18 protein-coding genes are annotated in these 23,798 nt (G+C 38.4%); 12 read left to right on the forward strand and 6 right to left on the reverse strand.

Annotation, left to right across the window (positions count from 1 at the left end; genetic code table 11):
• Positions 1-68 precede the first annotated feature (68 nt).
• Positions 69-716 (reverse strand): YdcF family protein, encoded by a 648-nt coding sequence (locus AACV33_RS19715; RefSeq protein WP_017021372.1) that lies wholly within the window; start codon positions 714-716, stop codon positions 69-71.
• Positions 717-1,016: 300 nt separating this feature from the next.
• On the opposite strand from AACV33_RS19715, the gene glgC reads away from it, so the two are divergent.
• From glgC to AACV33_RS19730, 3 genes are all read left to right on the forward strand, one after another.
• On the forward strand, positions 1,017-2,234 hold the full coding sequence (glgC, locus tag AACV33_RS19720; RefSeq protein WP_023604522.1) for a glucose-1-phosphate adenylyltransferase: 1,218 nt from the start codon (positions 1,017-1,019) through the stop codon (positions 2,232-2,234).
• On the forward strand, positions 2,224-3,672 hold the full coding sequence (glgA, locus tag AACV33_RS19725) for a glycogen synthase GlgA (protein WP_017021374.1): 1,449 nt from the start codon (positions 2,224-2,226) through the stop codon (positions 3,670-3,672). The genes glgC and glgA overlap by 11 nt, the downstream gene beginning before the upstream one ends.
• Positions 3,673-3,797: 125 nt before the next feature.
• Positions 3,798-4,460, forward strand: a complete 663-nt coding sequence (locus tag AACV33_RS19730; protein ID WP_017021375.1) for a YoaK family protein — start codon at positions 3,798-3,800, stop codon at positions 4,458-4,460.
• 118 nt (positions 4,461-4,578) lie between these two features.
• Here the strand turns inward: AACV33_RS19730 and sstT are convergent, their stop codons facing one another.
• Positions 4,579-5,820 carry a serine/threonine transporter SstT gene (gene sstT / locus AACV33_RS19735; protein ID WP_017021376.1) on the reverse strand — a complete coding sequence of 414 codons (1,242 nt, stop codon included), beginning with the start codon at positions 5,818-5,820 and terminating at the stop codon, positions 4,579-4,581.
• 191 nt (positions 5,821-6,011) lie between these two features.
• On the opposite strand from sstT, the gene AACV33_RS19740 reads away from it, so the two are divergent.
• Positions 6,012-6,953: a chemotaxis protein CheV gene (locus tag AACV33_RS19740; protein ID WP_017021377.1), complete on the forward strand. Its 942-nt coding sequence runs from the start codon at positions 6,012-6,014 to the stop codon at positions 6,951-6,953.
• A 342-nt stretch (positions 6,954-7,295) separates the two neighbouring features.
• Here the strand turns inward: AACV33_RS19740 and glgX are convergent, their stop codons facing one another.
• Positions 7,296-9,251, reverse strand: a complete 1,956-nt coding sequence (gene glgX, locus AACV33_RS19745) for a glycogen debranching protein GlgX (protein ID WP_182699570.1) — start codon at positions 9,249-9,251, stop codon at positions 7,296-7,298.
• A gap of 72 nt (positions 9,252-9,323) precedes the next feature.
• Complete coding sequence (malK, locus tag AACV33_RS19750; RefSeq protein WP_182699571.1) at positions 9,324-10,433, reverse strand: maltose/maltodextrin ABC transporter ATP-binding protein MalK; 1,110 nt, start codon at positions 10,431-10,433, stop codon at positions 9,324-9,326.
• Between the two features lie 400 nt (positions 10,434-10,833).
• Between malK and malE the strand changes: the two genes are divergently transcribed.
• The 3 genes from malE to malG all read left to right on the forward strand — a co-directional run bounded on the left by malE (position 10,834) and on the right by malG (position 14,603).
• A complete protein-coding gene (gene malE, locus AACV33_RS19755) occupies positions 10,834-12,018 on the forward strand; it encodes a maltose/maltodextrin ABC transporter substrate-binding protein MalE (RefSeq protein WP_023604524.1) in 1,185 nt (394 codons plus the stop codon).
• A gap of 126 nt (positions 12,019-12,144) precedes the next feature.
• On the forward strand, positions 12,145-13,689 hold the full coding sequence (malF, locus tag AACV33_RS19760) for a maltose ABC transporter permease MalF (RefSeq protein ID WP_182699572.1): 1,545 nt from the start codon (positions 12,145-12,147) through the stop codon (positions 13,687-13,689).
• Positions 13,690-13,712: 23 nt separating this feature from the next.
• Positions 13,713-14,603 (forward strand): maltose ABC transporter permease MalG, encoded by an 891-nt coding sequence (gene malG / locus AACV33_RS19765; RefSeq protein ID WP_012552182.1) that lies wholly within the window; start codon positions 13,713-13,715, stop codon positions 14,601-14,603.
• Positions 14,604-14,818: 215 nt separating this feature from the next.
• On the opposite strand, the gene AACV33_RS19770 is transcribed toward malG, so the two are convergent.
• Entirely contained in the window at positions 14,819-15,787 is a 969-nt protein-coding gene (locus AACV33_RS19770; protein ID WP_017021382.1) for a sensor domain-containing diguanylate cyclase, read from the reverse strand.
• The gene (locus tag AACV33_RS19775; RefSeq protein ID WP_023604527.1) at positions 15,784-16,767 is read right to left on the reverse strand and encodes a response regulator; all 984 of its coding nucleotides are present in this window, start codon (positions 16,765-16,767) and stop codon (positions 15,784-15,786) included. Before AACV33_RS19775 ends, AACV33_RS19770 begins: the two co-directional genes overlap by 4 nt.
• A gap of 311 nt (positions 16,768-17,078) precedes the next feature.
• On the opposite strand from AACV33_RS19775, the gene AACV33_RS19780 reads away from it, so the two are divergent.
• The 5 genes from AACV33_RS19780 to AACV33_RS19800 all read left to right on the forward strand — a co-directional run bounded on the left by AACV33_RS19780 (position 17,079) and on the right by AACV33_RS19800 (position 23,582).
• The gene (locus tag AACV33_RS19780; protein WP_182699576.1) at positions 17,079-18,272 is read left to right on the forward strand and encodes an acetate/propionate family kinase; all 1,194 of its coding nucleotides are present in this window, start codon (positions 17,079-17,081) and stop codon (positions 18,270-18,272) included.
• 389 nt (positions 18,273-18,661) lie between these two features.
• Positions 18,662-21,946, forward strand: coding sequence for a T6SS effector BTH_I2691 family protein (locus AACV33_RS19785; protein ID WP_182699573.1), 3,285 nt, complete (start codon positions 18,662-18,664; stop codon positions 21,944-21,946).
• Positions 21,933-22,646, forward strand: coding sequence for a hypothetical protein (locus AACV33_RS19790; RefSeq protein ID WP_026469810.1), 714 nt, complete (start codon positions 21,933-21,935; stop codon positions 22,644-22,646). The genes AACV33_RS19785 and AACV33_RS19790 overlap by 14 nt, the downstream gene beginning before the upstream one ends.
• Before the next feature lies 1 nt (position 22,647).
• Complete coding sequence (locus tag AACV33_RS19795) at positions 22,648-22,857, forward strand: hypothetical protein (protein WP_182699574.1); 210 nt, start codon at positions 22,648-22,650, stop codon at positions 22,855-22,857.
• 146 nt (positions 22,858-23,003) lie between these two features.
• Complete coding sequence (locus AACV33_RS19800; protein WP_255458484.1) at positions 23,004-23,582, forward strand: hypothetical protein; 579 nt, start codon at positions 23,004-23,006, stop codon at positions 23,580-23,582.
• Positions 23,583-23,798: the final 216 nt, after the last annotated feature.

Below are 23,798 nucleotides of genomic sequence, written 5' to 3' on the forward strand. Positions count from 1 at the left end.
AAAGCCCTAAAGATTTTGATCTTTAGGGCTTTTTTATGAAGAACATACTTTATTGATAGTTTGAATAATTATTCAGTGAGTAAATATTCATCAAACCCTAGTTTGGTTAAGTTTTCAAATGCTTTCCATACATCATCAGGAATCGTTTGTTGTTCTTGATACCCAAGTGTAGGGTAAATTTTTAGTCGATGTAATTCACCTAAAATAATACTCGCGACATGATCAAAAGTAACCTCATCTGTTGGGTAATCTACAAATCTAATATTAGGCGAACTTATACAAAATTCTATATCGTTCCAATTTTTTAGAAAGGTGGCTAATAAGCGTCTTTCCATATAAGGTTTTTGTACAAGTAATAATGAATTAAGAGTAATATTTTTTTCTTTGAGTAAGTCTTGAGTGAAGAATATATTTTCACCAGTATTAGTGGCTTTTGTTTCGAGTAATATAGCGGAAGAGGGGACCCCCATATCTTTAGCGACATTAGCAAATGTTTCTGCTTCACTCAACGTAAATAAGCCTTCAGTTGCACGGCCTTGAGCACCAGAAAAAATGACTAAAGGAGCAAATCCATCTAAGTAAAGTTGAGCGGCATGTTCAGCTACACGTAAGTCATAACTACAAAGAACAAAAATGGCATCACTTTTTTTTATCGGTTGGTTAAGTAAATGATAATCCCAAATGCGTTGTAATTGAGTAAAAAGAGACAATGACATAAGAACCTCTAAACCATAAAATTACCTTGATAATTACATTCACTAAATTAATATGCAAACAAATGTTTAGTGAACGTCATATTGTATGTACATTTGGTTCTTATTGTGTAAAATAAATGTTACTTGAAGTAATTAAAGATTGACCTAAAGCACATTAACGAGTGAATCTATTTTGTAAATATATAGAAGTTACATGGTTCACAGTTTTGTAACGACAATGTGTTAAGTTAATCTCAAAATAAACATATTAAGCGCTATTTATTGATAGTGACTATAAATAATAATTCTTTGGGAGAAGAAATGGCTGGTGTACTAGGAATGATTTTGGCTGGTGGTGAAGGATCGCGTTTACGTCCTTTAACTGAATCTCGTACTAAACCTGCAGTACCTTTTGGTGGCAGTTACCGTTTAATCGATTTTGCGTTAAATAACTTCGTAAATGCTGATTTAATGCGTATTTATGTATTAACCCAGTTTAAATCACAGTCTTTATTTCAACATATGAAAAAAGGCTGGAATGTAAATGGAATTACCGATCGCTTTATTGACCCTGTGCCAGCTCAAATGCGTACAGGTAAACGTTGGTATGAAGGTACTGCGGATGCGATTTATCAAAATATCAGTTTTATTGAATCAACGGATCCTGAACATGTTTGTATTTTTGGTTCAGATCACATTTACAAAATGGATATTCGACAAATGCTCGATTTCCATAAAGAGAAAGAAGCGGCATTAACGGTATCAGCACTTCGTATGCCAGCAAAAGATGCGTCTGAATTTGGTGTTATTGAAGTTGACGAGCATGGGAAAATGATTGGTTTTGAAGAAAAACCTGCAAATCCTAAGTGTATTCCTGGTCAACCAGGTATTGCTCTTGTCTCAATGGGTAATTACATTTTTGAAGCTGAAAACTTATGTAGAGAGCTTGAGATAGATGCTGAAAATACGGCTTCATCGCATGACTTTGGTAAAGATATCATTCCAAAAATGTTCCCTGTAGGGAATGTGTACGTTTATGATTTTAGTACAAATAAAATTACGGGCGAGAAAGAAGAGGTGTACTGGCGTGATGTAGGTTCTATCGATTCTTATTGGGAAGCGCACATGGATCTTCTGAAAAAAGATGCTCCGTTCTCTCTTTATAACCGTAAATGGCCTCTGCACACATATTACCCACCATTGCCACCTGCAACCTTTACTGATTCTGCCAATGGCCGAGTACAAATCATCGACAGCTTAGTTTGTGGTGGTAGTTATGTTCGTGGCTCACGTATTGAAAAATCAGTACTCGGTTTTCGAAGTAATATTGCATCGGCGTGTGATATTAGTGAAAGTATTCTTTTAGGTGATGTGAAAATCGGTGAAGGGTGTGTATTACGCCGTGTAATTATCGATAAAGGCGCAGATATTGCACCTGGAACAGAAATTGGTGTTAATCTTCAGGAAGATAAGAAGAAATATCATGTTTCAGATCAGGGTATCGTTGTTATCCCTAAAGGAGAAAGAATTGGCTACTAAAACGCTTTCGATTTTATTTGCTGCATCTGAAGTCGAAGGATTGATCAAAAGTGGGGGCTTGGCAGATGTTGCCAAGGCTCTGCCTAAATCATTAAAAGACTTAGGTCATGAAATACATATTGCTATGCCTGCTTATAGTGCAATCCCAGAGCGTGATGATGCTGAAGTATTGTTGAGCACGACATTAGAGCATTGGCCTCATACACCATACCAAGTGAGATCATTGAGTGTTGAAGGGATCACGGTATTAGGCATCGAATGTGCTGATTATTTTGATCGTGCAGAAATGTATGCTGAAAACAATCAAGCTTATGCTGATAATGGTGAGCGTTTTGCTTTTTTTAGTGCCGCTTGTTTAGACATGCTGCCTAAATTAAAGATTAAACCCGATGTTATTCATGCCAATGATTGGCATACTGGTTTATTGCCGTACCTTCTTAAAAAACGCTATGCAAACGACGCTTACTTTTCTCAAGTACGCAGTGTTTTATCTGTTCATAATGCGGTGTTTAAAGGTATTTTTCATTACGATGATATTGGATGCCTTTCTGAATTTAAAACGCATTATGTGCCTGAAGCGGCCGTTAGTCATACTCATATTAGTATGCTCAAAGCGGGTGTTCAATGTGCAGATAAGATTAATGCGGTAAGTCCAACGTATGCAAAAGAATTGCTAACAGAACTGGGTTCTCATGGAATGGCTTCTGATTTTCAAGCAAGAGAATCTGACTTGTTTGGTATTTTGAATGGTTGTGATTATAGTGAGTGGAGTCCGGAGACGGATACTTTCATTCCTAAGCAATTTAAAGCCAATCGAATTAGTATGGTTCGTGGTAAGAAAGTATGTAAAGCAGCTCTGCAAGAAGAAGTCGGTTTACCACAAAAAGAAGTGGCAATGTATGGCATGGTTTGTCGTTTAACAAACCAGAAAGGCATTCATTATTTACTTCCAATTTTAGAGCAGTTTTTAAAGCATGATTTGCAAATTGTTATTGTTGGTACGGGTGATCCTGTTCTTGCTGCACAATTAACAGAAATTGCAGCGATACATTCTGATAAGTTTGCGTTTGTCGAAGCATACAGCAATAAGCTAGCTCATTGGATAGAAGCCTCATCTGACTTTTTCTTGATGCCATCAGAATTTGAACCTTGTGGTTTAAATCAGATCTACAGTATGGCCTATGGAACCTTACCTATCGTTCGTGCGGTTGGTGGGTTAAAAGACAGTGTGATTGATTATGATAGTGACAATGAAAATGCGACGGGTTTTAGTTTTATTAACCCTGAGCCAACAGAGTTGCTATTGGTATTAATGCGTTCGTTGTTATTGTATGCCCAAGATTTGAATGAAGTTAAACGAATTCAACTACATGCAATGAAACAAAACTTTAGCTGGTCTGATGCCGCAGAGAAATATGTTGAAATGTATCTAGATTAATTACGACTCAGCAACTTCATAACAAAAGGAAAGGTGCAGACCTTTCCTTTTTTATTTGCGACAGATCATCCATTTCTTTGTATTTGAGTATAGAATATCCGTCTTTACGACTTGGTAAATATATTGTGATTTCAAAACTACCAAAATGGGTTGAATACGGTACCTTTTTTCTGGCCTTACTCGCTGGTATTACTAACTCTGTCGGTTTGTTGGGCTTCCAGCATCAATCTATTTCTCATTTATCTGGTACTGCAACGCTATTAGGTACTCAGTTGCTGGCGTTTGATGGTACGACCTTACATTTATTTTATATCATTGTTAGCTTCGTTTTAGGTTCTTCGTTAAGCAGTTTAATCGTAGGGTGTAGTGCGTTAAAATTAGGCCGCAGATATAATTTTGCCTTATTAATCGAAAGTTTATTTTTGTTTGCTGCAATGGTGATTTTAAATGAAGGAAGTCAATGGGGGCATTATTTTGCTTCGGCGGCTTGTGGTTTGCAGAATGGATTAGTAACAACATACAGCGGGGCAGTCGTTAGGACGACTCATGTTACGGGAGTCTTTACTGATTTAGGCATCATGTTAGGGATGAAACTTAAAGGTGAAGTGATTCATCGCAGACGGTTAGCTTTGTATCTGTTTATCGCATTTGGTTTTATTTTCGGTGGTGTTATTGGCGGGTATTTTTATCCTATCCTTGGAACCAATACGTTAGCGATTCCAGCGACATTGTGTGCGTTATTGGCGTTATCTTACTCATTGTATTTATATCAACATCCTGATCATTAAAAATCGATTGTATTTATGGTTTCTTACTAAATTTGAAATAGACATCATTAATTGATTATAGATACAAAAATGGCAGCGATAATTCGCTGCCATTTTTTATTTGTATCATAAAACCAAATTAGTTTGTTTCTTGTACTAGAGGTTTGTATGGGTTTTCTGCAGTGCGGCATGCGGCTGTAGTGAAAAGAACGTCTGTCGAGCTATTTAGGGCTGTTTCAGCTGAATCTTGAACTACACCGATGATGAAACCAACAGCAACCACTTGCATTGCAATTTCGTTAGGGATACCAAATAAGCTACATGCTAATGGGATAAGTAATAATGAACCACCAGCAACACCAGAAGCACCACACGCCGAAATAGCGGCCACTAAACTAAGTAGTAATGCCGTAGGTAAATCAACCTGAACACCAACCGTATGAACCGCCGCCAGCGTAAGAACGGTAATGGTAATCGCTGCACCAGCCATGTTAATTGTTGCACCTAGTGGAATCGATACTGAATAGGTATCTTTATGCAGGTTTAAACGCTCACATAATGCCATGTTTACTGGGATATTTGCTGCTGAACTACGAGTGAAGAATGCGGTTACACCACTTTCACGTAAGCATAAAAATACCAATGGGTAAGGATTACGTTTTGTGCGGATAAATACGATTAATGGGTTAACGACTAATGCGATAAATGCCATTGAACCAAGTAGAACGGCCAGTAGGTGAGAATAGCCTGCTAATGCATCAAAGCCTGTTTCTGCAAATGTGCTAGACACTAAACCAAAGATACCGATAGGCGCAAAACGGATAACGACCGTTACAATGCTTGATATACAGTTTGAAAGGTCAATGAACACTTTCTTTGTTGCATCAGAAGCAGAGTGAAGACCTAAGCCTAAAGCGATTGCCCAACCTAAAATACCAATGAAGTTCCCCGTCATTAATGCATTAATTGGATTATCAATAATTTTGAATAAAAGTGTATGCAGAACTTCCATTATGCCTTCTGGTGCACTGTTCGTTGCTGCATCAGTGACAAGAGAGAGAGTCGTTGGAAAAATAAAACTCATTGCTACAGCGGTTAATGAAGCACAAAAGGTACCGACTAAATACAAAACAATCACTGGTTTCATATTTGAGTCTTGTCCACGTTTCTGATTTGCAATCGATGATGCAACGAGAATAAAGACAAGAATTGGTGCAACTGCTTTTAGCGCACTAACAAATAATTGACCAAAAAGGCCGGCAGAAACAGCAAGATCTGGAGCAAGTACAGCAAGAGCAACACCGGCAATAATACCGACGAGTATCTGAAGAACGATGTTAGTATTCATCATTCGAACGAGTAGGGGTTGTGCTGGTGACATATAAAATTCCTTTAATTTAGTGCAACATACATCTTATCTGATGCTTATTCGGCGAATAGTAACATTATTGTCTATTTTTTTGCACTAACTTGTTAAAGACTTCTCAAATTTGCCGATAATATCTATATAACGTGCTGTAGAAAGCATCCTTGATTATATTATCAACATATCTTATTAAGTGAGCGATACCGATGAGTGGAATGTTAAGTAGCGTTGATCAACGTACCCAACTAGTGGGTGAAAATCGATTGGAGTTATTGCTGTTTAAGCTTAATACAACCCAAATTTTTGCAATTAATGTATTTAAAGTAAAAGAGATCCTTAAGGTTCCTAAATTAACAAGGCTGCCGGGGTCTCACCATCATATTGCCGGAGTCGCAAGCTTACGTGGTGAGTCTGTTCCTGTTATCGATTTACGTGGTGCCATTGGCATGAAGCCAATGGAGATCGATGAAGATACTAATTTGATCATAACTGAATATAATCGTTCAACTCAGGGCTTTTTAGTTGGCCAGGTTCAAAATATTATAAATACAACATGGGCTGATATTCAACCGCCACCAAAAACCGTGGGTCGTCATAATTATTTAACGGCAATTACGCAAGTGGAAGTCGAACCAAAACAAAGCCGCATTGTTGAGATTATTGATGTTGAAAAAGTCTTAGCTGAAATTATTGAATATGATATTTCGATCTCTGAAGGCGTTTTAGACGAAAATCTTATTCATCATATGCACGGGCGTAAAGTATTAACGGTTGATGACTCAAGCACTGCGCGTGCACAGGTTCGTAGTACATTGCAACAGCTAGGTTTAGAGGTAATAGAATGTAGTGATGGTCTACAAGCCTTAAATTTATTAAAACGATGGTGTGATGAAGGTAAAGTGGTGACTGATGAGATTTTGTTGATGATCACAGATGCTGAAATGCCAGAAATGGATGGTTACCGTTTAACGCATGAGATTCGAAATGATCCACGTATGAAAGATTTGTTCATTACATTGAATACATCATTAAGTGGCAGTTTTAACGATGCTATGGTGCAGAAAGTAGGGTGTGATCGTTTTATTTCTAAGTTCCAACCCGACTTAATTGTGGGTGTAGTGCAAGATCGCTTATCTCAGATAATTTAATTTATAGCATTATCGGTGTTAATTACTTGTGTTGCTTTATTTTTCCAGTCAATGCATTTGGCTAGGGGTTATGTAAAGTTAATGACAAAATTGTTACCTTTAGGTATTATTATTGACGGCTCTAATGTTATTAGAGTGATAAAGAGCAAGACACTTTGTCTTTTACACACCAATTTTAAGGTAGATTGTTCGTATATGATCTGGATGACATCCAAGCTAATAATTACGCTGACGGTTTTAGCGTATAGAACATATCACAAGGGACGTGTAAAATCTGAAACTGAACATTAAGTTTAGTGCAGTATCAAAAAGGAGGCCTACGCCTCCTTTTTTATTAGTGGTTTATTGTGTCGCGAAGATCGCAATAGAAAGAGGTGACAAACTATAGTCAAATACGGTTTGTTTTGGCGTTAATTTATTGTATTGAGTATCACAAATTAACAACCAACGACGGTGTTCTGTGGCTTCTGGAAGTATAAATTGGGTCGCTGTATTTGCCTGATTAATAATGATTAATAATTCTTTATCCCCATTATCAACATTTAGATGTAAGCATAATGATTTAGCTCCATGCCAATCACTGTGGTTCATCACATGCCCATCAGGCGCGTACCATTCAACTTTCTGTCCATTTCTTCTTGAACCACTGAATGCATTTATTATCGGAACCATATGCGTTTGACGAGCGTGAATCATCTCTGCCAACCATACTTTGAATTCTTTTGCATTTCGGTTGAGTGACCAGTTAACCCAGCTAATAGTACTGTCTTGGCAATACGCGTTATTATTCCCTTGCTGTGTATGTGAGCAGGCATCAGCAGCGAGTAAGTGTGGAATGCCAAAACTGAACAGAAGGGTTGTCATCATATTCCGTTTTTGTTTTTCACGTAGAGCAATAATTCTTGGATTATCGGTCGCCCCTTCAATACCATAATTATCTGAGCGATTATCGCCATGCCCATCTCGATTATCTTCACCATTCGCATGATTATGGCGATCTTTATAACTGACCAAATCTTGCAATGTAAATCCATCATGATAACTGACGTAGTTTACGGGTAATTTGTGAGGCCATCGTGAAGCACTAACCAGATCTCGAGATCCCATTAGCCGTGTTGCTAAGGATTTAATGTAATTTTGTTCACCGCGCCAAAAGCTTTTTGTCGTGTCGCGATACTTATCACAACATTCGTTCCAACCATCAGGGAATTCCCCTACTTGGTAACCGTTAGGGCCAATGTCCCAAGGTTCTGCAATCATCTTCACTCTTTGAAGAATAGGATCTTGAGCGACTGCTTTGAAGAAAGCATTGTTAGGGTTAAATTGGTCATATTCTCGGCCTAATGTGGCGGCTAAATCAAATCTAAAACCATCAATGTGATATTGTTCTACCCAATAACGTAAAGTGTCCATGACTAAATTTAAGCTTGCTTGATGGGTAATGTCGAGTGTATTCCCACAACCTGTATAGTTAGTGTAGTTACCGTGATGGTGCAGATAGTAGTCTTGATCTAATCCTTTTAAATTAAATGTTGATCCGCCATTGCCGCCCTCCGCCGTATGGTTATAAACAACATCTAAAATGACCTCGATGTTGTTTTTATGAAGCTCTCTAATGGCAGTTTTTAATTCTATAACGGCATCGCTTTTTGCATACCGAGGATCTGGGGCCATGAATGAGAGTGGATTGTACCCCCAATAATTGACCATTTTCATATCAAGTAAATGTGGTTCGTGCATACAAGCAGCAACAGGAAGTAGCTGGATTGAAGTAATCCCTTGTTGTTTTAAATGTGCAATATTCGCTGGATCCGCTAAACCAAGATAAGTTCCCCGAACTTCTTCTTTTATCTTAGTATTAAGTAGGGTAAACCCTTTTACATGGGTTTCTAGTAAGATAGTTTCAGAGTGGGGGATCATTGGTCTTGAGGTTTGCTGCCAATCAAATTCATTATTAATAACGACGGATTGTGCCAGTGTCCAACTTTGCTCTGAGGTATAAGGGGGTTGATAATGAGGTGTATTAGCTAATGCTTTTGCATAAGGATCAAGAAGTAATAATTCTTCTTTATCTTTTATGATTTTAAAAGCATAAATGCAGCCAGCAGTAACACCTTCGATAAAGGTATATTTTATAGCACCGTATTCTTCAGTAAATGGGTATTCTTGATGACTACCATCATTATTAAAAATCACTAATGTTAATGGGTAATCAGAAGCATAGTGAACTGAAAAATTACATCCGTGTGCTTTTAGGTTTGCACCTAAAGGGTAAGGGAAAGCTTGGTTGGTAATCACAATGTTCCTCTGGATAAACAACAAAAGCCCAATGCATTATTGGGCTTGTTAAATTTGACTAAGGTTTTTATGTTAAGCCCCAGCTTCTTTATAAAGTCTTTGGCATGCTTTGCCATCGTTATGGAATAAATGACAACGATATGCAGGGATCCCAATCGTAAATTTATCACCAGCATTAACAAGAGCAGTATCAGGTACACGATATATGATATCGGCGTCCGCATCCTCAACGGTTAAATAAATTTGTGTTTCATATCCCAACTTTTCTACCACAAGAACATCGCCATGAATAATGGCATCTGCTTTTTCTGCTGCAATAAGATGTTCAGGTCTTATACCAAGAGACATTCGTTCGCCACGAACCACATTTTTTCCATCTACTGGGATCCAAAATGAAGAGCCGTTTGCAAATTGAACCTTAACTTGATCGTCTTCTACATCATCAATGAAAACACTAATGAAATTCATTTTTGGTGAACCAATGAAACCCGCAACAAAGCGATTTTTTGGGTAATGATAAAGTTCTAATGGAGCGCCAACTTGAGAAACGTAACCGCCATCAAGGACCACAATCTTCTCAGCCATTGTCATCGCTTCAACTTGGTCGTGTGTTACATAAATCATCGTCGAGCCAAGTTTTTTATGCAGTTTAGCTATTTCGATACGCATTTGAACACGGAGTGCAGCATCAAGGTTAGACAAAGGTTCATCCAATAGAAACACATCAGGTTGGGACACTAATGTACGTCCAATCGCGACACGTTGACGTTGTCCTCCAGATAATGCTTTAGGCTGACGTTCAAGTAAATGCCCTAATTGTAGGATATCTGCTGCGTGATCAACTCTTTGTTTTATTTCGTTTTTGTCTTTTTTTGCTAACTTCAAACCAAATGACATATTATCAAATAGATTAAGGTGGGGATAAAGAGCATAAGATTGGAAAACCATGCCGACACCACGCTTAGATGGCTCTACATCATTCATCCGTTTATCACCCATGTAGAGATCGCCAGAAGTGATGTCTTCTAAACCTGCAATACAGCGTAATAGTGTGGATTTACCACAACCTGATGGCCCAACAAAAACGACAAATTCACCAGAATTAATCGTTAAATTAACATTTTTCGAGATCTTAACGTCGCCATAAGATTTGCAGACGTTGCGTAAAGTGACACTCGTCATTGTGTCTGTCCTCTATTCTAATTTTAAATAATTCATTCGAATTGCTTTATGGTTCCATTCTTACGGAAAAGAACCATGCCGTCATCCTCCTCCCTTTGATTTTTTTTGGGGGAGTAGGGGGGAGGAGTACCTAGATCACGTTTTTGAATAAAATCGATGAGCTTCAAAGTTTTATCAACTTTCAGTGTGAGGATTATCCCACTTCAGTGGTATTTTGTGATCTGATACTGACCTAATCAAGATTGAGATCACGCTTTTTATCAAGATAAGTAAAGGCGTAGAAAGTAGGAGGATGAATAATCGGTGTTAATTGCCGAAAATACATTCTGAAAACTGAGTCATCACCCTTATTACTTCAACCCTACGGATGATTCATTAATTATAAAAGGAAGGATTCACAATGAAAAAAGTCCTCAGCACTGTTGCTATTTGCACAATGGCAGCTCTTGGTTCTATTAATGCTTCTGCTGCAATTGAAGAAGGTCAATTAACGATTTGGGTTACTGGTGATAAGGCGTACGAAGGTATGGCTCAGATCGGTGAACGCTTTGAAGAAGACACTGGCGTAAAAGTGACTGTTTCTTTTCCAGATAAAGCAGAAGAGAAATTTGCTCAAGTAGCCGCAGCAGGTGATGGCCCAGATATTCTTTTTTATGCCCATGACCGTTTTGGTGGGTTTGCTGAGGCGGGTCTTTTAGCCGAAATTAAGCCATCTGAAGAATTGAAATCAGAGATTGTCGATTTTGCGTGGGACGCGGTGTCTTATAAAGGTAAAACCATCGCTTATCCTGTTGCTATTGAATCAGTATCATTAATTTATAATAAAGCCGTGATTAAAACGCCACCAAAAAATTGGGAAGATATTCCAGCATTGGATAAAGAGCTTTCTAAAAACAATCAAAAAGCAATCATGTGGCCATTACGTGGCGGAGCCTACTTTACATGGCCGTTGCTTGCGGCTGATGGTGGCTATGCATTTAAAAAAACAGCGGATGGTTATGATGTAAAGAATGCCGGAGTTAATGAACCTGGTGTTCAAAGCGCGATGAGTTTTATCGAGAAAATGGTACAAGACAACGTCATTTCAGCTGATATGGATTACTCGGTTGCTGAATCTGAATTTGTTAAAGGCAATGTCGCTATGATGATTAATGGCCCTTGGGGTTGGTCAAACATTGAGAAAGCAGGTATCGATTATGGAGTTACTACATTACCGAAATTCCATGGTCAGGTATCAAAGCCGTTTGTTGGTGTGTGGGTTGGAGGCATTAGCTCTGCGTCGCCAAATAAAGATCTTGCTGTTGAGTTTTTCGAAAGTTACTTATTAACAAATGAAGGCTTAAAAACACTCAATGATGATAAGCCACTGGGCGCAGTTGCATTAAATTCATTCCAAGAGCAACTGGGTAATGATCCAAGAATTGCAGCCACAATGGATAATGCAATGAATGGTGAAGTGATGCCAAACATCCCTCAGTTCACTACTTTCTGGTATAGCATGGAAGAAGCGCTTGGTAACGTAGTTGATGGACGTCAAATGGTAAAAGACGCATTGGCTGCTGCTGAACAACGAATGACTAAATAAAGCAGTTATGGAGGGAGACTTGTCTTCCTCCTTTTTATTCTCTCATCGTTATACTCCCCTAAATAAGTCTATTTTATCTGATGAGTTGATTTACTAGGTTGGTATTTTTAAAAGGTCTTGAAGCTTATGACAACAACAATTGCTTCGCAAACAAACTATAAATTAATGGCTAAGTGGGGATTGCTTTCAGCCATCGCTGCGATTAATGGTTATGTTTGCGTACTTATGTACTCTCGTGGCGAAACTGCATTCGCAATGTTAACGTTAGTATTAACATCTCTTGCCGTTTACGTATTTGGAAGTAAAAAAACATACGCTTATCGTTATACTTACCCTGGTATCGCAGGGATGATTCTCTTTATTATTTTCCCTTTGATGTACACTATTGGACTGGCGTTTACCAATTACAGTGCAACAAATCAGCTTTCTCTAGAGCGTTCTCAGGCGGTGCATTTAAGCAAAACATTCCAAAGCGGAAAAAGTTATCCTTTTACTTTAATGGATCAAGGTAACGGTTATGCGTTAACGATAAAAGATGCAGGGCAATTATTGGCAACAGAGTCGTTTGACCTAAACCAAGATGCAGAGAGAACACTGGCTTTAGCACCAGTTGAGTCTATTCGAGGTAAAAAAGCAAAGATTAAACAGATTATTGCTAAGCGTCCTTACCTTAATTTAATCTCATTATCACTGCCTTCTGGTGAGCAAATTAAAATGAGTGGCTTGCGTAAGTTTGCAGCGGTTGGACCTTTATTTACTTTACAAGAAGACGGTGAAACACTGTTTAACAATAAAACAGAACAGTATTTCAAAGCGAATCATGAAATTGGTTTTTATCAAGAAATTAATGATAACGGCGAGTACGTAGGTGATCCTATTTCACCTGGTTTTGTTGTTAATATTGGGACAGCAAACTTTGAACGTATTTGGAAAGACGATGGCATTAAAGAACCGTTTATCAGTATCTTTATCTGGACGGTTCTGTTTGCAACATTGACCATCGTATTTACTTTAGCGATAGGTTTAATATTAGCGTCTGTTGTTCAATGGGAAGCGCTAAAAGGCAGAGCGGTATATCGTTTACTATTGATCCTTCCTTATGCGGTCCCTGCGTTTATTTCAATCTTGATATTCCGTGGTCTTTTTAACCAAAGTTTTGGTGAGATTAACATGCTGCTTGATAGTATGTTCGGGATTCAACCTAACTGGTTCTCTGACCCATTTACCGCCAAAGTCATGGTATTAATCGTGAACACATGGTTAGGATTTCCGTACATGATGATTTTATGTATGGGGCTATTAAAGTCTATTCCTGAAGATTTATACGAAGCTTCCGCTATCGATGGTGCGGGCCCGATTCAGAATTTCTTTTATATTACGGTACCCATGATGGTGAAGCCATTAACCCCATTATTAATCGCCGCATTTGCCTTTAACTTTAATAACTTCGTAATGATTGCGCTATTAACAAAAGGTGGCCCGAACATGATTGGTACAACAGAGCCCGCAGGTTATACCGATTTATTAGTGAGCTACACCTATCGAATTGCTTTTGAAGGCAGTGGTGGTCAAGACTTTGGTTTAGCCAGTGCAATTGCAACACTTATATTCTTATTGGTTGGTGGGTTAGCGCTATTGAACCTACGTTTCACTAAATTATCAAATAACTAATTATTTAATAAGGAGTCATTGTTATGCCAATGGTCCAAGGTAAAAACTTAAAGTATCGTGTATGGGCAACGCATGTCGCTATGTGGATTTTCTTGGCGATGATTATTTTTCCATTGCTTATGGTTATTACTATTTCATTTCGTGAAGGTAACTTTGCAACGGGAAGTATTATTCCAGAAAATCCTTCTTTAGAGCACTGGAAATTGGCACTAGGCATTGCCGTTGAGCACGCTGATGGATCATCTACTCAACCGCCGTTTCCTGTATTAACGTGGTTGTGGAATTCAATAAAAATCGCAGGTATAAGTTCTATATTAATCGTTGCATTGTCGACAACCAGTGCTTATGCGTTCGCAAGACTACGTTTTAAAGGAAAAGAAACTATACTTAAAGGAATGATGATTTTTCAAATGTTCCCCGCGGTATTAGCCCTTGTCGCGTTGTATGCATTGTTTGATAAGTTAGGGCAGTACATACCGTTTTTAGGGTTGAATACTCATGGAGGGCTTATTTTTGCTTATCTTGGTGGTATCGCGCTTCATGTTTGGACCATTAAGGGATACTTTGAAACGATTGATAATTCACTTGAAGAAGCAGCAGCATTAGATGGTGCAACACCATGGCAGGCATTCCGTTTGGTGCTATTGCCACTGTCGGTTCCAATCTTAGCGGTTGTATTTATTTTGTCATTTATTGGGGTAATAACGGAGGTTCCTGTAGCATCTTTACTACTTTCTGATGTAAACTCGTACACATTAGCAGTTGGCATGCAACAATATTTGTACCCTCAGAACTACTTATGGGGTGATTTTGCGGCCGCTGCAGTATTATCAGCATTACCTATTACATTGGTTTTCTTACTCGCGCAGAAGTTTCTCGTAGGTGGTTTGACAGCCGGTGGTGTAAAAGGATAACGATAATAATACGGACCCGTACATTTTTATGGGCAGGGTCCTTTGCGTAAAGAGCTTTATGATGGTTTGGTCGCCGATTGGTAAAGTGTTCAACGCAGTATTGGCATTACGCATAGCTGGGTAAGTGTTGCAGGATGCAACTTTACTTTTTGTAATGAGAGCCTGAGTTTATTTCTCAGGCTTTTTTCTGTCTGTAAGGTAGGTAAATCTGAGGGTTAGGCTAGATCAGGATGATAAACCGTTGACCTATTTCGTCCATTTTCTTTTGAGTGATAAAGTGCTTTATCGGCCATTTCTAACCAAGATAAATAATCAGTATGTTCAGGTGCTAATTCACATACACCCAGGCTAACTTGGTAACTAACGTTTGCCTTTTCACAAACTACAATCGCTTTTTCTATTCGCTTGCGGAGCCTTTCTGTGAAATACAATGCTTGTTCTGCATTGGTACCTGGAAGAATAACGGTAAATTCCTCCCCTCCATAACGACCACAAATGTCGGTGTTACGTGATGTTTTGCGAAGTAGATCTGATGCGTTTCGGATGACGTCATCACCCACAGTGTGTCCATAAGTGTCATTTACTTGCTTGAAGTGATCGATGTCAAAAATGACGATTGATGATACGGCGCCAGACACTTGTGCCGTCTCAAATTCTTTCTTCAAACAAGACTCCCAATAAGCCCTATTAAATAGGTTTGTTAATCCATCTGTTTTACTTAGGTTAGAGAGTTGTTGATTTGACTCTTGTAAGTGAAGCTTGTTTTTGGCTATGTCTGTAACATCATTAATAACCAAACTGACGTGTGAAGCGAGTCCATTTAACGAAGTCAGTGGTGAGAAAGTAATGTTTTGACGCATTTCAGTCAAGCCGCTAGAGATAGGGGTAAAGTTTTTAAATTTGAATAAATAGGGACGGTCTTCCCAAGATGAAAAGCCTCTAGTTTTTAGACTAAAAGAAGCATCTACTTTTTTTCTAAGCCAAGAGGCTGGCAAATCAGGAATGATGTCAAAAATAACGTGACCAAGAATCGAATCAGCAGTGACGCCACTGTAAGATTGCATAAAAGAATTCCAAGCGCATACTCGATATTCTTTATCTAATACGATTAAGCCAGCGTCTAAATCTCCAATGACTTGCATTGCCCAATGAAAGTCATTCATTGCTGTATTTTTCGTATTCATACTAGATGCTCCAAGACTGTTTTAATGGCATCTAAAGAGTCATTATCCATAAGAAAAATCACATCACACTTTAAATCTAAACTTTCGGCGGAATACACAAATTCGATAGTGAAAATATCCTTATCATAATCTTCTAAAAAAGAATGCTTATCTTTTAAGGCGACTTTTAAATGCTCAGTATCTAGCACGATTGGTTGTCTTAGAGAAATACTGATGTCTAGTTGTTTACTGAAAGACAGAAGGAAAGAAGAAACTAATACATTTGAGATATCAAGAATGGCTTCATTGGTTGTCGTCACTTCTGTTTCATTTGTTGTTGTAATTAATTCAGTTAAATCATTACCATGCAGACAAACTAATGCTTCTCCATTAATACCATTACCTACAAAACGCTGTGAAATAGCGCGATATTCAGAGTTATTAACAACATCCTGCAGTACCATTCTTAATTCTGAATGATGTAAAGAGGCGACATTAGGTAAAGGCATATCAATAAAACGATCAAATTGTTCAGAAATAAGAGAAGCACTGACTCCTAAAGCAATATTACTGATTTCTTGAATACTAACGATCACATCGATAGCAGGTGTCACCGATGATAAATAGGGGGATTTTACTAAAAAAGGAATACGGTATTCATAAAATAAACTCGAAATTTCATCTTTTTTAAACGGCTTTTCAATAAAACCTTTAGCGCCAAGATTAAAACACCGTTGCTTAGCTTTTTCTTGGATATCGCCAGAGACAATAATGATGTTTGTGTGGTGAGAATTAACAGGGAGGGCACTCAGAACTTCAAAACCGTCCATTACTGGCATTGTAAGGTCAAGAAAAAGTACATCAATAGAATGTTGACTTAATATTTGTAATCCTTCCTTTCCATTTTCAGCATAGAAAATCTCTATATTAGGAGAAGGATCAATGTTGCTAGCAAGCGCTTTACGGGCAATGGTTGAGTCATCGCAAATCAGAATTTTCATTATTATAATATTTGATTAATCACAGGCAGTACACCATCCTAATTTATATGAGCAGCAAATCAACTTTTATCCTGCTTTTGCTCATTTAACTACGATCTGCTTAACATTAACTTTGTAAATTATTATCGAGAATAAGGTTTCCATAGATAAAAAATACGTTTTAAAAAATTGATCTAAGACATGTTATTCATAAAAATTCACATTAGGTGCAAAACAAAAGTTGAATCATTAAAAAATAGTTGAATAATGGTATTAGTTACAAAAGGGCACGAATATACGTGCAACCTACGATTTATAAAAAGAGAATAATGATGAACAACGAATACGTATTAGTTATCAATTCAGGCAGCTCTTCACTTAAGTTTGCTATTATTGACTCCGTTTCTGGCGATGCAGTATTAAGTGGCCTTGGTGAATGCTTCGGTCTTGAAGATGCTCGTATGAGCTGGAAGTATCAGGGAGAGAAAACAGAAATAGCCATTGAAGGCGAAGAAAACCATCATAAGATTGCGATTGGCAAATTGGTAGGTTTAACAGAAAAATTTGGTTTTACCGATGGTATCGTTGCTATCGGTCATCGTATTGTTCATGGTGGTGAGAAATTCACAGAAACAGTACGCATTAATGAAGAAGTAACAAAAGAAATTGAAAGTTTATCTGATTTAGCACCTCTTCATAACCCAGCAGGTGCGATTGGTATTCGTGCGGCGATTGAAGCTTTCCCAAGTCTTCCTCAATTCGCAGTCTTTGATACGGCTTTCCATCAAACAATGCCAAAGCGCGCATACACAGGTGCTATTGCTAAAGAGCTTTACACTGATTTTGGTGTACGTCGTTACGGTTTCCACGGCACAAGTCATTATTACGTTAGCCGTGAAGCAGCAAAAATGCTGAATAAACCAGTAGAAGAATTAAGTGTTATTTCTGTACACCTAGGTAATGGCGCATCAGTATGTGCAATTAAAGATGGTAACAGTGTAGATACAAGCATGGGCTTTACCCCGCTTTCTGGTTTAATGATGGGAACGCGTTGTGGTGATTTAGACCCAGGTATTATTGAATATTTATTGAAGAAAGGTTGGTCACAAGATCAAGTATTTAATTCTCTAAATAAGAATTCAGGTTTCTTAGGTGTATCTGGCCTAACAAGTGATGCTCGTGGTATTCTTGAGGCAATGGAAGAAGGCCACGAAGGCGCAACTCTTGCTTTCCAAGTATTTACTTACCGAGTAGCAAAATACGTGGCGTCATACCTAGCGGCTTTAGATTCACTTGACTGCATTATCTTTACGGGTGGTATTGGTGAAAATGCGTTACCAATTCGTCGTGAAATTTTAAACAACCTTAAAATTCTAGGGTTTGTGGAAGATCAAAAAGGCAATGAAGCTGCTCGCTTTGGCAGTGCAGGAATCATCGCTAAATCAGAAATGCTAAACGCAGTAGCGATGGTGATTCCAACCAACGAAGAATTCGTTATTGCTCAGCAGTCGGTTGAGCTTCTGTAATTTCTTCTAAAATATAGAATATTGAAAAGCGAGTTATGATGGCTCGCTTTTTTTGTTTCTGGGATTTGTGATTGCATATACATACAAAGGAAACACTTGCAGATAATCAATGTTAAATTTCATATCCTATTGATTTTATTATTGATAAGTTATCTCCAACCTTATAAATAAAAATCACTTATCTTCCTACAATCTCTTTCATTTAAAATGTGAACCGTCTCGGGTCGATTTGATTTTTAAACCCTAAGAAAGGGGTTTTTATTGTGTCTTATTTCTCACCTATATAGAGTTTTCACATCTCGATTTTACAAGAAATCTTACTTGTTGGTTTTTTGTAAGCAACCACCAGTCAGAGTAAATGCTAAATACATTATAAGGAAGAATATTAAATGAGTACTGCCAACAAAGCTGCTATGTGCGCATCAACCCGTGACGCAAAAAGTCCTGCTGGCTTGTGCCCCTTTCAGCGTAGTGATATCGGTATTATTCCCGTGCGTTATGCCTTGGACGATACGAATGAGCAAGGGCTACAGATGCACCCATTCCCAGCCTCTGACCCGCAATGGAAAGGTCGATTTACGCCTAAGCAGCGTCAGTATACGTTAAGGCAACTCCGTGATGGTTGGTTGTATGTGTATGATGAAACAGATACAACGTTTCATGAATATCAAATTGAAGGGTATGAGTTTACCAACATTGATTGGTCAAGCGATGAAGCCGATAAGCCCGCTAATAAACGAGGTAGCAAAGGTGAAACGAAGAGTTGCTTAGTGTACCCTGCAAAAAATACTATCTATATGGCATTTGCCCATCAACGTTGGACATGGCGAATGTGTGAGTATATGCGTTCTCATGAATCTAATTGCTCAGTATGGATGCGTAAGGTTAATTTAAAACAATTTAAATCGACCTTAGCTCACCCTCATGCGGGGCTTTCTTCTAAGCTTGGCCACTATGCAGCAGATATAGGAGTCAATGGTGCTCCAGCTGGGATTTTTGATTCGACTTGCACACCATTAGCTTCAACTGAAGCTCAAACTGACAGTTTTAAACATGTAGCAGATAAGCCAGGGTGTTGGGATGTAGATTATCGAGTCGATTTACCAGCCCAAGATTGTGGGATGTTTATTGCGCTTGATGATCCTTTAGCGGATGTATCCGATTTATTCTTACCACTTGCAGAAGAAATCACACTACGCAGTGCAATACACAAAGATGAAGATAATATCCATAAACTGCAAATGGCTGAAATTACCCGTAATCTTGGTCGAGTAAGGTTAAAGCCTGAGGAGTTACCTGAGCAAATTAGCGATGATCCAATGAAGATATTGGAATTTGAGCGTCAGTTAACCGAATATCTAGCCATTCAATCTCTGGCAGATAAAGAGTCTGCCGCTTTTGATTCAAACCCAAGCATTGGCAATGCCCCATTTACCCCACTTCAAGAAGAAGCGTTAGAGAAACACTCTGAACTAAAAGAGAAATACCATTTTACGCCCAGTGATGAGCAGAAAACCACTTGGGAAAAGAATACTCTCTTCAGTGATGAGGTTAATTGGAGTGAGTTAGATGAGTTTCTTACCCAACACTACACCCAACTTAAAGATCAAGACAAGCGCATTGCCATGCTCTATCAAGATTTTATGGAGGCGTTTGAGCAGCTAGGAACGGATCCATTCGTCATTGGTATTGATAATCAAGATGAAGCACACCTCACTTATTTACTAAGTTTAATTAGCCAATATGTACAGGTAATAAAACAAGCGGTGAATACCGAGAAGGAGTACGCCACTCTAGAAAGCGCACTTTCCCTCGATTCTCCAAAAACACTGTTTTCATTAGCGTCATTGGGTTTTTCAAACGACAATTTACAAGCGCTTAATGATCATGTGGAAGAGTTGAGTAATCACCTTCTTTCTACCAATAGTTCAGGTGATATGGGGGCATTATCGGGAGCGATAGCGAGTTGGGGAGGTTTTACTGATGATATTCGAATTCAAGATAATAAATGGTTTAAAGCGCTAGCTGAGCCTGTACAGTTAAGTTTTATTGCTCTGAAAAATGCAGTGACAGGCCAAGCTAAAGATAGTTGGCGAGGGATAGCGAATTTACTGTTTCCACATCAAATGAACACAGCAACAACGCCTCAGGGGATGATCAGTAATTTAAGGTTGGTCATATTAGAAGCTTTGGTTAACCCCGAGGCAATTGTGATACATAACCCAGATTATCCTGCACACTTTGCCGCGTGGCAGCGAAAGATTAATGCAGAAGTGATGATCATCCGTCAAATTAGTCAGCCACCATCAGGGCAACTGACACCGAAAAACCATCAAATACAAACCATGCGCAGCGCTCAACAAAGAATGCAAAAGCTATTGAGTAGTGAACTTCCAGTGATGGTGATGCTCAAGTATGAAGCCGTCAATAATGCCGCCAAGCAAATGCTCAATGAAGCAATTGAGCGCAGTTGGCAGCAAGGTAAAGATATTACTCAAGCATCGTGGAATAAAATGGGGAAGATGGGAGGGGTTGTCGCCATCCTTAACCTTTGGAATACGGCAGCAGTGCTTCAAAATATCCACCATAAAGCAGAACAATATCCAGAGAGTGATTTATGGACCAATCCAGCAGTCAGAGAAGCAACCTATGCGACGAGTTATGCGGTATCGGCTGTTACCGCAGTTTGGAGGGATGCGGCTTGGGGCAAGATGGCGACTAACCAATCTTTGCTTTCAGAATCACTGAAAATTGCATTACGAAGTAGCACTCATTCATACGAACTTAGACAAAGTTTAGCAACCTTTGCCAAAACAACCGCTGCGGTATCTTTATTTGGTTTAATCGCGACAGCATTAGAGACGTGGGAGAGCTATGATAAATTTAAAGATATGAGTCATTCACCGATGGAACGGTTTGGATATGGGTTAAAGGGTTTCTCTACCGTTATTCAAACGATTGCCTTTGGAGGTCAATTGACCGCATTAATTTCTAGTCGATTAGGGTGGACTTTCCGTTCATTTGGTCTTCTCGGTTCTATTATTGCGCCCTGGATTCTTACTACATTTATGGTGGGGTCTATTCTCTTTCTTATCTCGATTATAATTATCAATGCTTTTAAGCGTACCGAACTAGAAAAGTGGCTATTACATTCCGCATGGGGGAAAGATGCAAAACATTGGGAAGCCGTTGATGAGTTGACCCGATTGGAGCAGATTATTCATAAGCCTCAGGTCAGGCTAAATAAGGTAATTTCTAGCCTTCCTTCTAAAGCAATATACGGTTCTGCTGCGGGGCAACAATGGCAATTAGAGATATCTTTGCCCATGCACACAAAAGGTAAGTCTATTGGTTTACAAGTTACGCGCACACCAACGCAAAATAAATATAGTTATGTGACATCTTCATTAAAAACGGCTGTGATGGTAAACGAACAAAATGGCATTTGGAGTAAAGATGAAACGGGAAATTCAGTCTATCGTTTAGATTTAGGTGGTACAACCAAAGATAGTACTACGGTCTTCATTAGCCTGCCTTTTAACTGGCAAGCATCAGAGCATGATATGTTGGGCTATATTGCTTCAGGTAGTAGCAAGGGAGAACTCGTTATATTGCCAGCACGGAAAGATAACGTCATCCGCACTATTAAAGTTGAGGTGAATGATGGGTTCTAAAGAAAAAATAGATCAATTAAAAGAACAGCTATATCAGGCAAAGATTATCTACAGTTGGGAGGATGTAGGAGGAAGTTTAAAGGATAAATTAGTAGTTTGGGGAGTTGCTGCTTTTATTGGTTGGCTTTTACCTTTATTTCTAATATGTGTTGAAAGTATTCCTTTATGGAGTAATGAATTTTGGTTTTTTACAGGTTGTGCAATAGCTGGAATGCTGGTCGTGAGGTATTTATTTTTTCCAGATAAACATCGTTGTTATCACTTGACTCCAATGGGCATTCATTACACTGAACAAGACATGATCCCTGAAGTGGCTTATAAAATCGCAAGAGGCTTTGCTTGGGTTGGTATTGTGGTCTGTATTATCGTTGCCTTTATGTTTGGTCCTTTAGCTTTTGTTGGAGCAGGGGCCTTTGCGCTCATGTCATTTGGGATGACAAATTTCCAGTCAACTATACAAGAGCATGAAGTTTTTTTTTCTGAGAGGCCAATTTTATTTAATCTACTTAACGATACTATGTTCAGAGTAGACAGTTATACAGCTCCTGGTTATTGTTGTCGTCGAGACTTTTACGTGCCTTCTTTAGAGCAAAAGAAACAAATTATAACAGCGATTCAAAATAGCCAAAAAAATATAGAGTACGTAGAGTTAGCTAAGTTAAATGATATGTTTAAGCATTCTATTTTCATTCAAGATTAGAATGAAGCAATCGAAATTGATCTACCTATTAGATTTAGGCGGCACAATCCGAGATACCATTACGATCTTAGTTAATATGTCTTTTAACTGGCAAGCATCAGAGTATGAACAGTTAGGTTATATTGCTTCAGGTAATAGCCAAGGTGAGCTTGTTATATCACCTGCATTTAAAGAATCTTCTATTAGAACAATTAATGTGGATGTGAACTAAATGAATGCAGATGAACAAAAAAACGACTAAGAGATCAACTTTACAAAGCGAATACAATTTATTCTTGGGAGTATCAGGGCGCGGGTCAAAAATACACTAATTTAGCCTATTGGATTTTGTCAATATTTTCGGGAGGGATACCACTATTGTTTCTTTGGTCGGTTACTGACCTGACAGTAGACTCACCTGTTTTTTTGGGGCTCTTTATTTTATCAACGACGTTGGTGTTTATAGGGAGATACTTATTTGCACCCGATAAAGACTATTGCTACTACTTAACTCCAATGGGGATTCATTACACTGAACAAAACATGATCCCAGAAGTGGCTTATAAAATTGCGCGAGGCTTTGCTTGGGTTGGCATTGTGGTCTGTATTATCGTTGCCTTTATGTTTGGTCCTTTGGCTTTTGTTGGAGCAGGGGCCTTTACGCTCATGTCATTTGGGATGACAAATTTCCAGTCAACTGTAGATAAGAGCTATATATTCATTGATGAACGCAGTGTTGTTTTTCACATAATTAATGATGGTGTGGTGTCATTTACGATCCCAGAAAAAGGTAAGCTTCAATATAAAGGCCTTGTATACACTTCGACTCTCGAAGAAAAAATGGAGTTACTTACCAATTTACAATCACTTTCTATAGATATGGAAATCATGGAGATCAAAAGATTAAATGATCAATACAAGCATCCAATTTATCAGCAAGATGAAGTTGCAGAGTGATTTATTGAACCTAGATGTCTGAACGCTGAAATTTATAGCATCATAAAATTAGGAATATTTAAGGTGCGATACTTTACCAACCCCAACCAACGAAGAATTCTTTATTGCTCAGCAGTCGGTTGAATTACTGTAATAATTCAGTAATTACCTATTTATATTAAAAGGCTCAGACTTAGGTTTGAGCCTTTTTTGTTAATGTAGTCTGTGAAATTTGAG

This window comes from Aliivibrio sp. SR45-2, assembly GCF_963890165.1.
Taxonomy (GTDB): Bacteria; Pseudomonadota; Gammaproteobacteria; order Enterobacterales; family Vibrionaceae; genus Aliivibrio; species Aliivibrio salmonicida.

Coding starts and splice junctions, on each gene's coding strand:
- sstT (WP_017021376.1), bottom strand. CDS start 5,820: ATGTCACCAGCACAACCCCTACTCGTTCGAATGATGAATACTAACATC.
- glgC (WP_023604522.1), top strand. CDS start 1,017: ATGGCTGGTGTACTAGGAATGATTTTGGCTGGTGGTGAAGGATCGCGT.
- malF (WP_182699572.1), top strand. CDS start 12,145: ATGACAACAACAATTGCTTCGCAAACAAACTATAAATTAATGGCTAAG.
- AACV33_RS19780 (WP_182699576.1), top strand. CDS start 17,079: ATGAACAACGAATACGTATTAGTTATCAATTCAGGCAGCTCTTCACTT.
- AACV33_RS19770 (WP_017021382.1), bottom strand. CDS start 15,787: ATGAATACGAAAAATACAGCAATGAATGACTTTCATTGGGCAATGCAA.
- AACV33_RS19790 (WP_026469810.1), top strand. CDS start 21,933: ATGATGGGTTCTAAAGAAAAAATAGATCAATTAAAAGAACAGCTATAT.
- malE (WP_023604524.1), top strand. CDS start 10,834: ATGAAAAAAGTCCTCAGCACTGTTGCTATTTGCACAATGGCAGCTCTT.
- AACV33_RS19740 (WP_017021377.1), top strand. CDS start 6,012: ATGAGTGGAATGTTAAGTAGCGTTGATCAACGTACCCAACTAGTGGGT.
- AACV33_RS19715 (WP_017021372.1), bottom strand. CDS start 716: ATGTCATTGTCTCTTTTTACTCAATTACAACGCATTTGGGATTATCAT.
- malK (WP_182699571.1), bottom strand. CDS start 10,433: ATGACGAGTGTCACTTTACGCAACGTCTGCAAATCTTATGGCGACGTT.
- AACV33_RS19775 (WP_023604527.1), bottom strand. CDS start 16,767: ATGAAAATTCTGATTTGCGATGACTCAACCATTGCCCGTAAAGCGCTT.
- AACV33_RS19785 (WP_182699573.1), top strand. CDS start 18,662: ATGAGTACTGCCAACAAAGCTGCTATGTGCGCATCAACCCGTGACGCA.
- malG (WP_012552182.1), top strand. CDS start 13,713: ATGCCAATGGTCCAAGGTAAAAACTTAAAGTATCGTGTATGGGCAACG.
- AACV33_RS19795 (WP_182699574.1), top strand. CDS start 22,648: ATGAAGCAATCGAAATTGATCTACCTATTAGATTTAGGCGGCACAATC.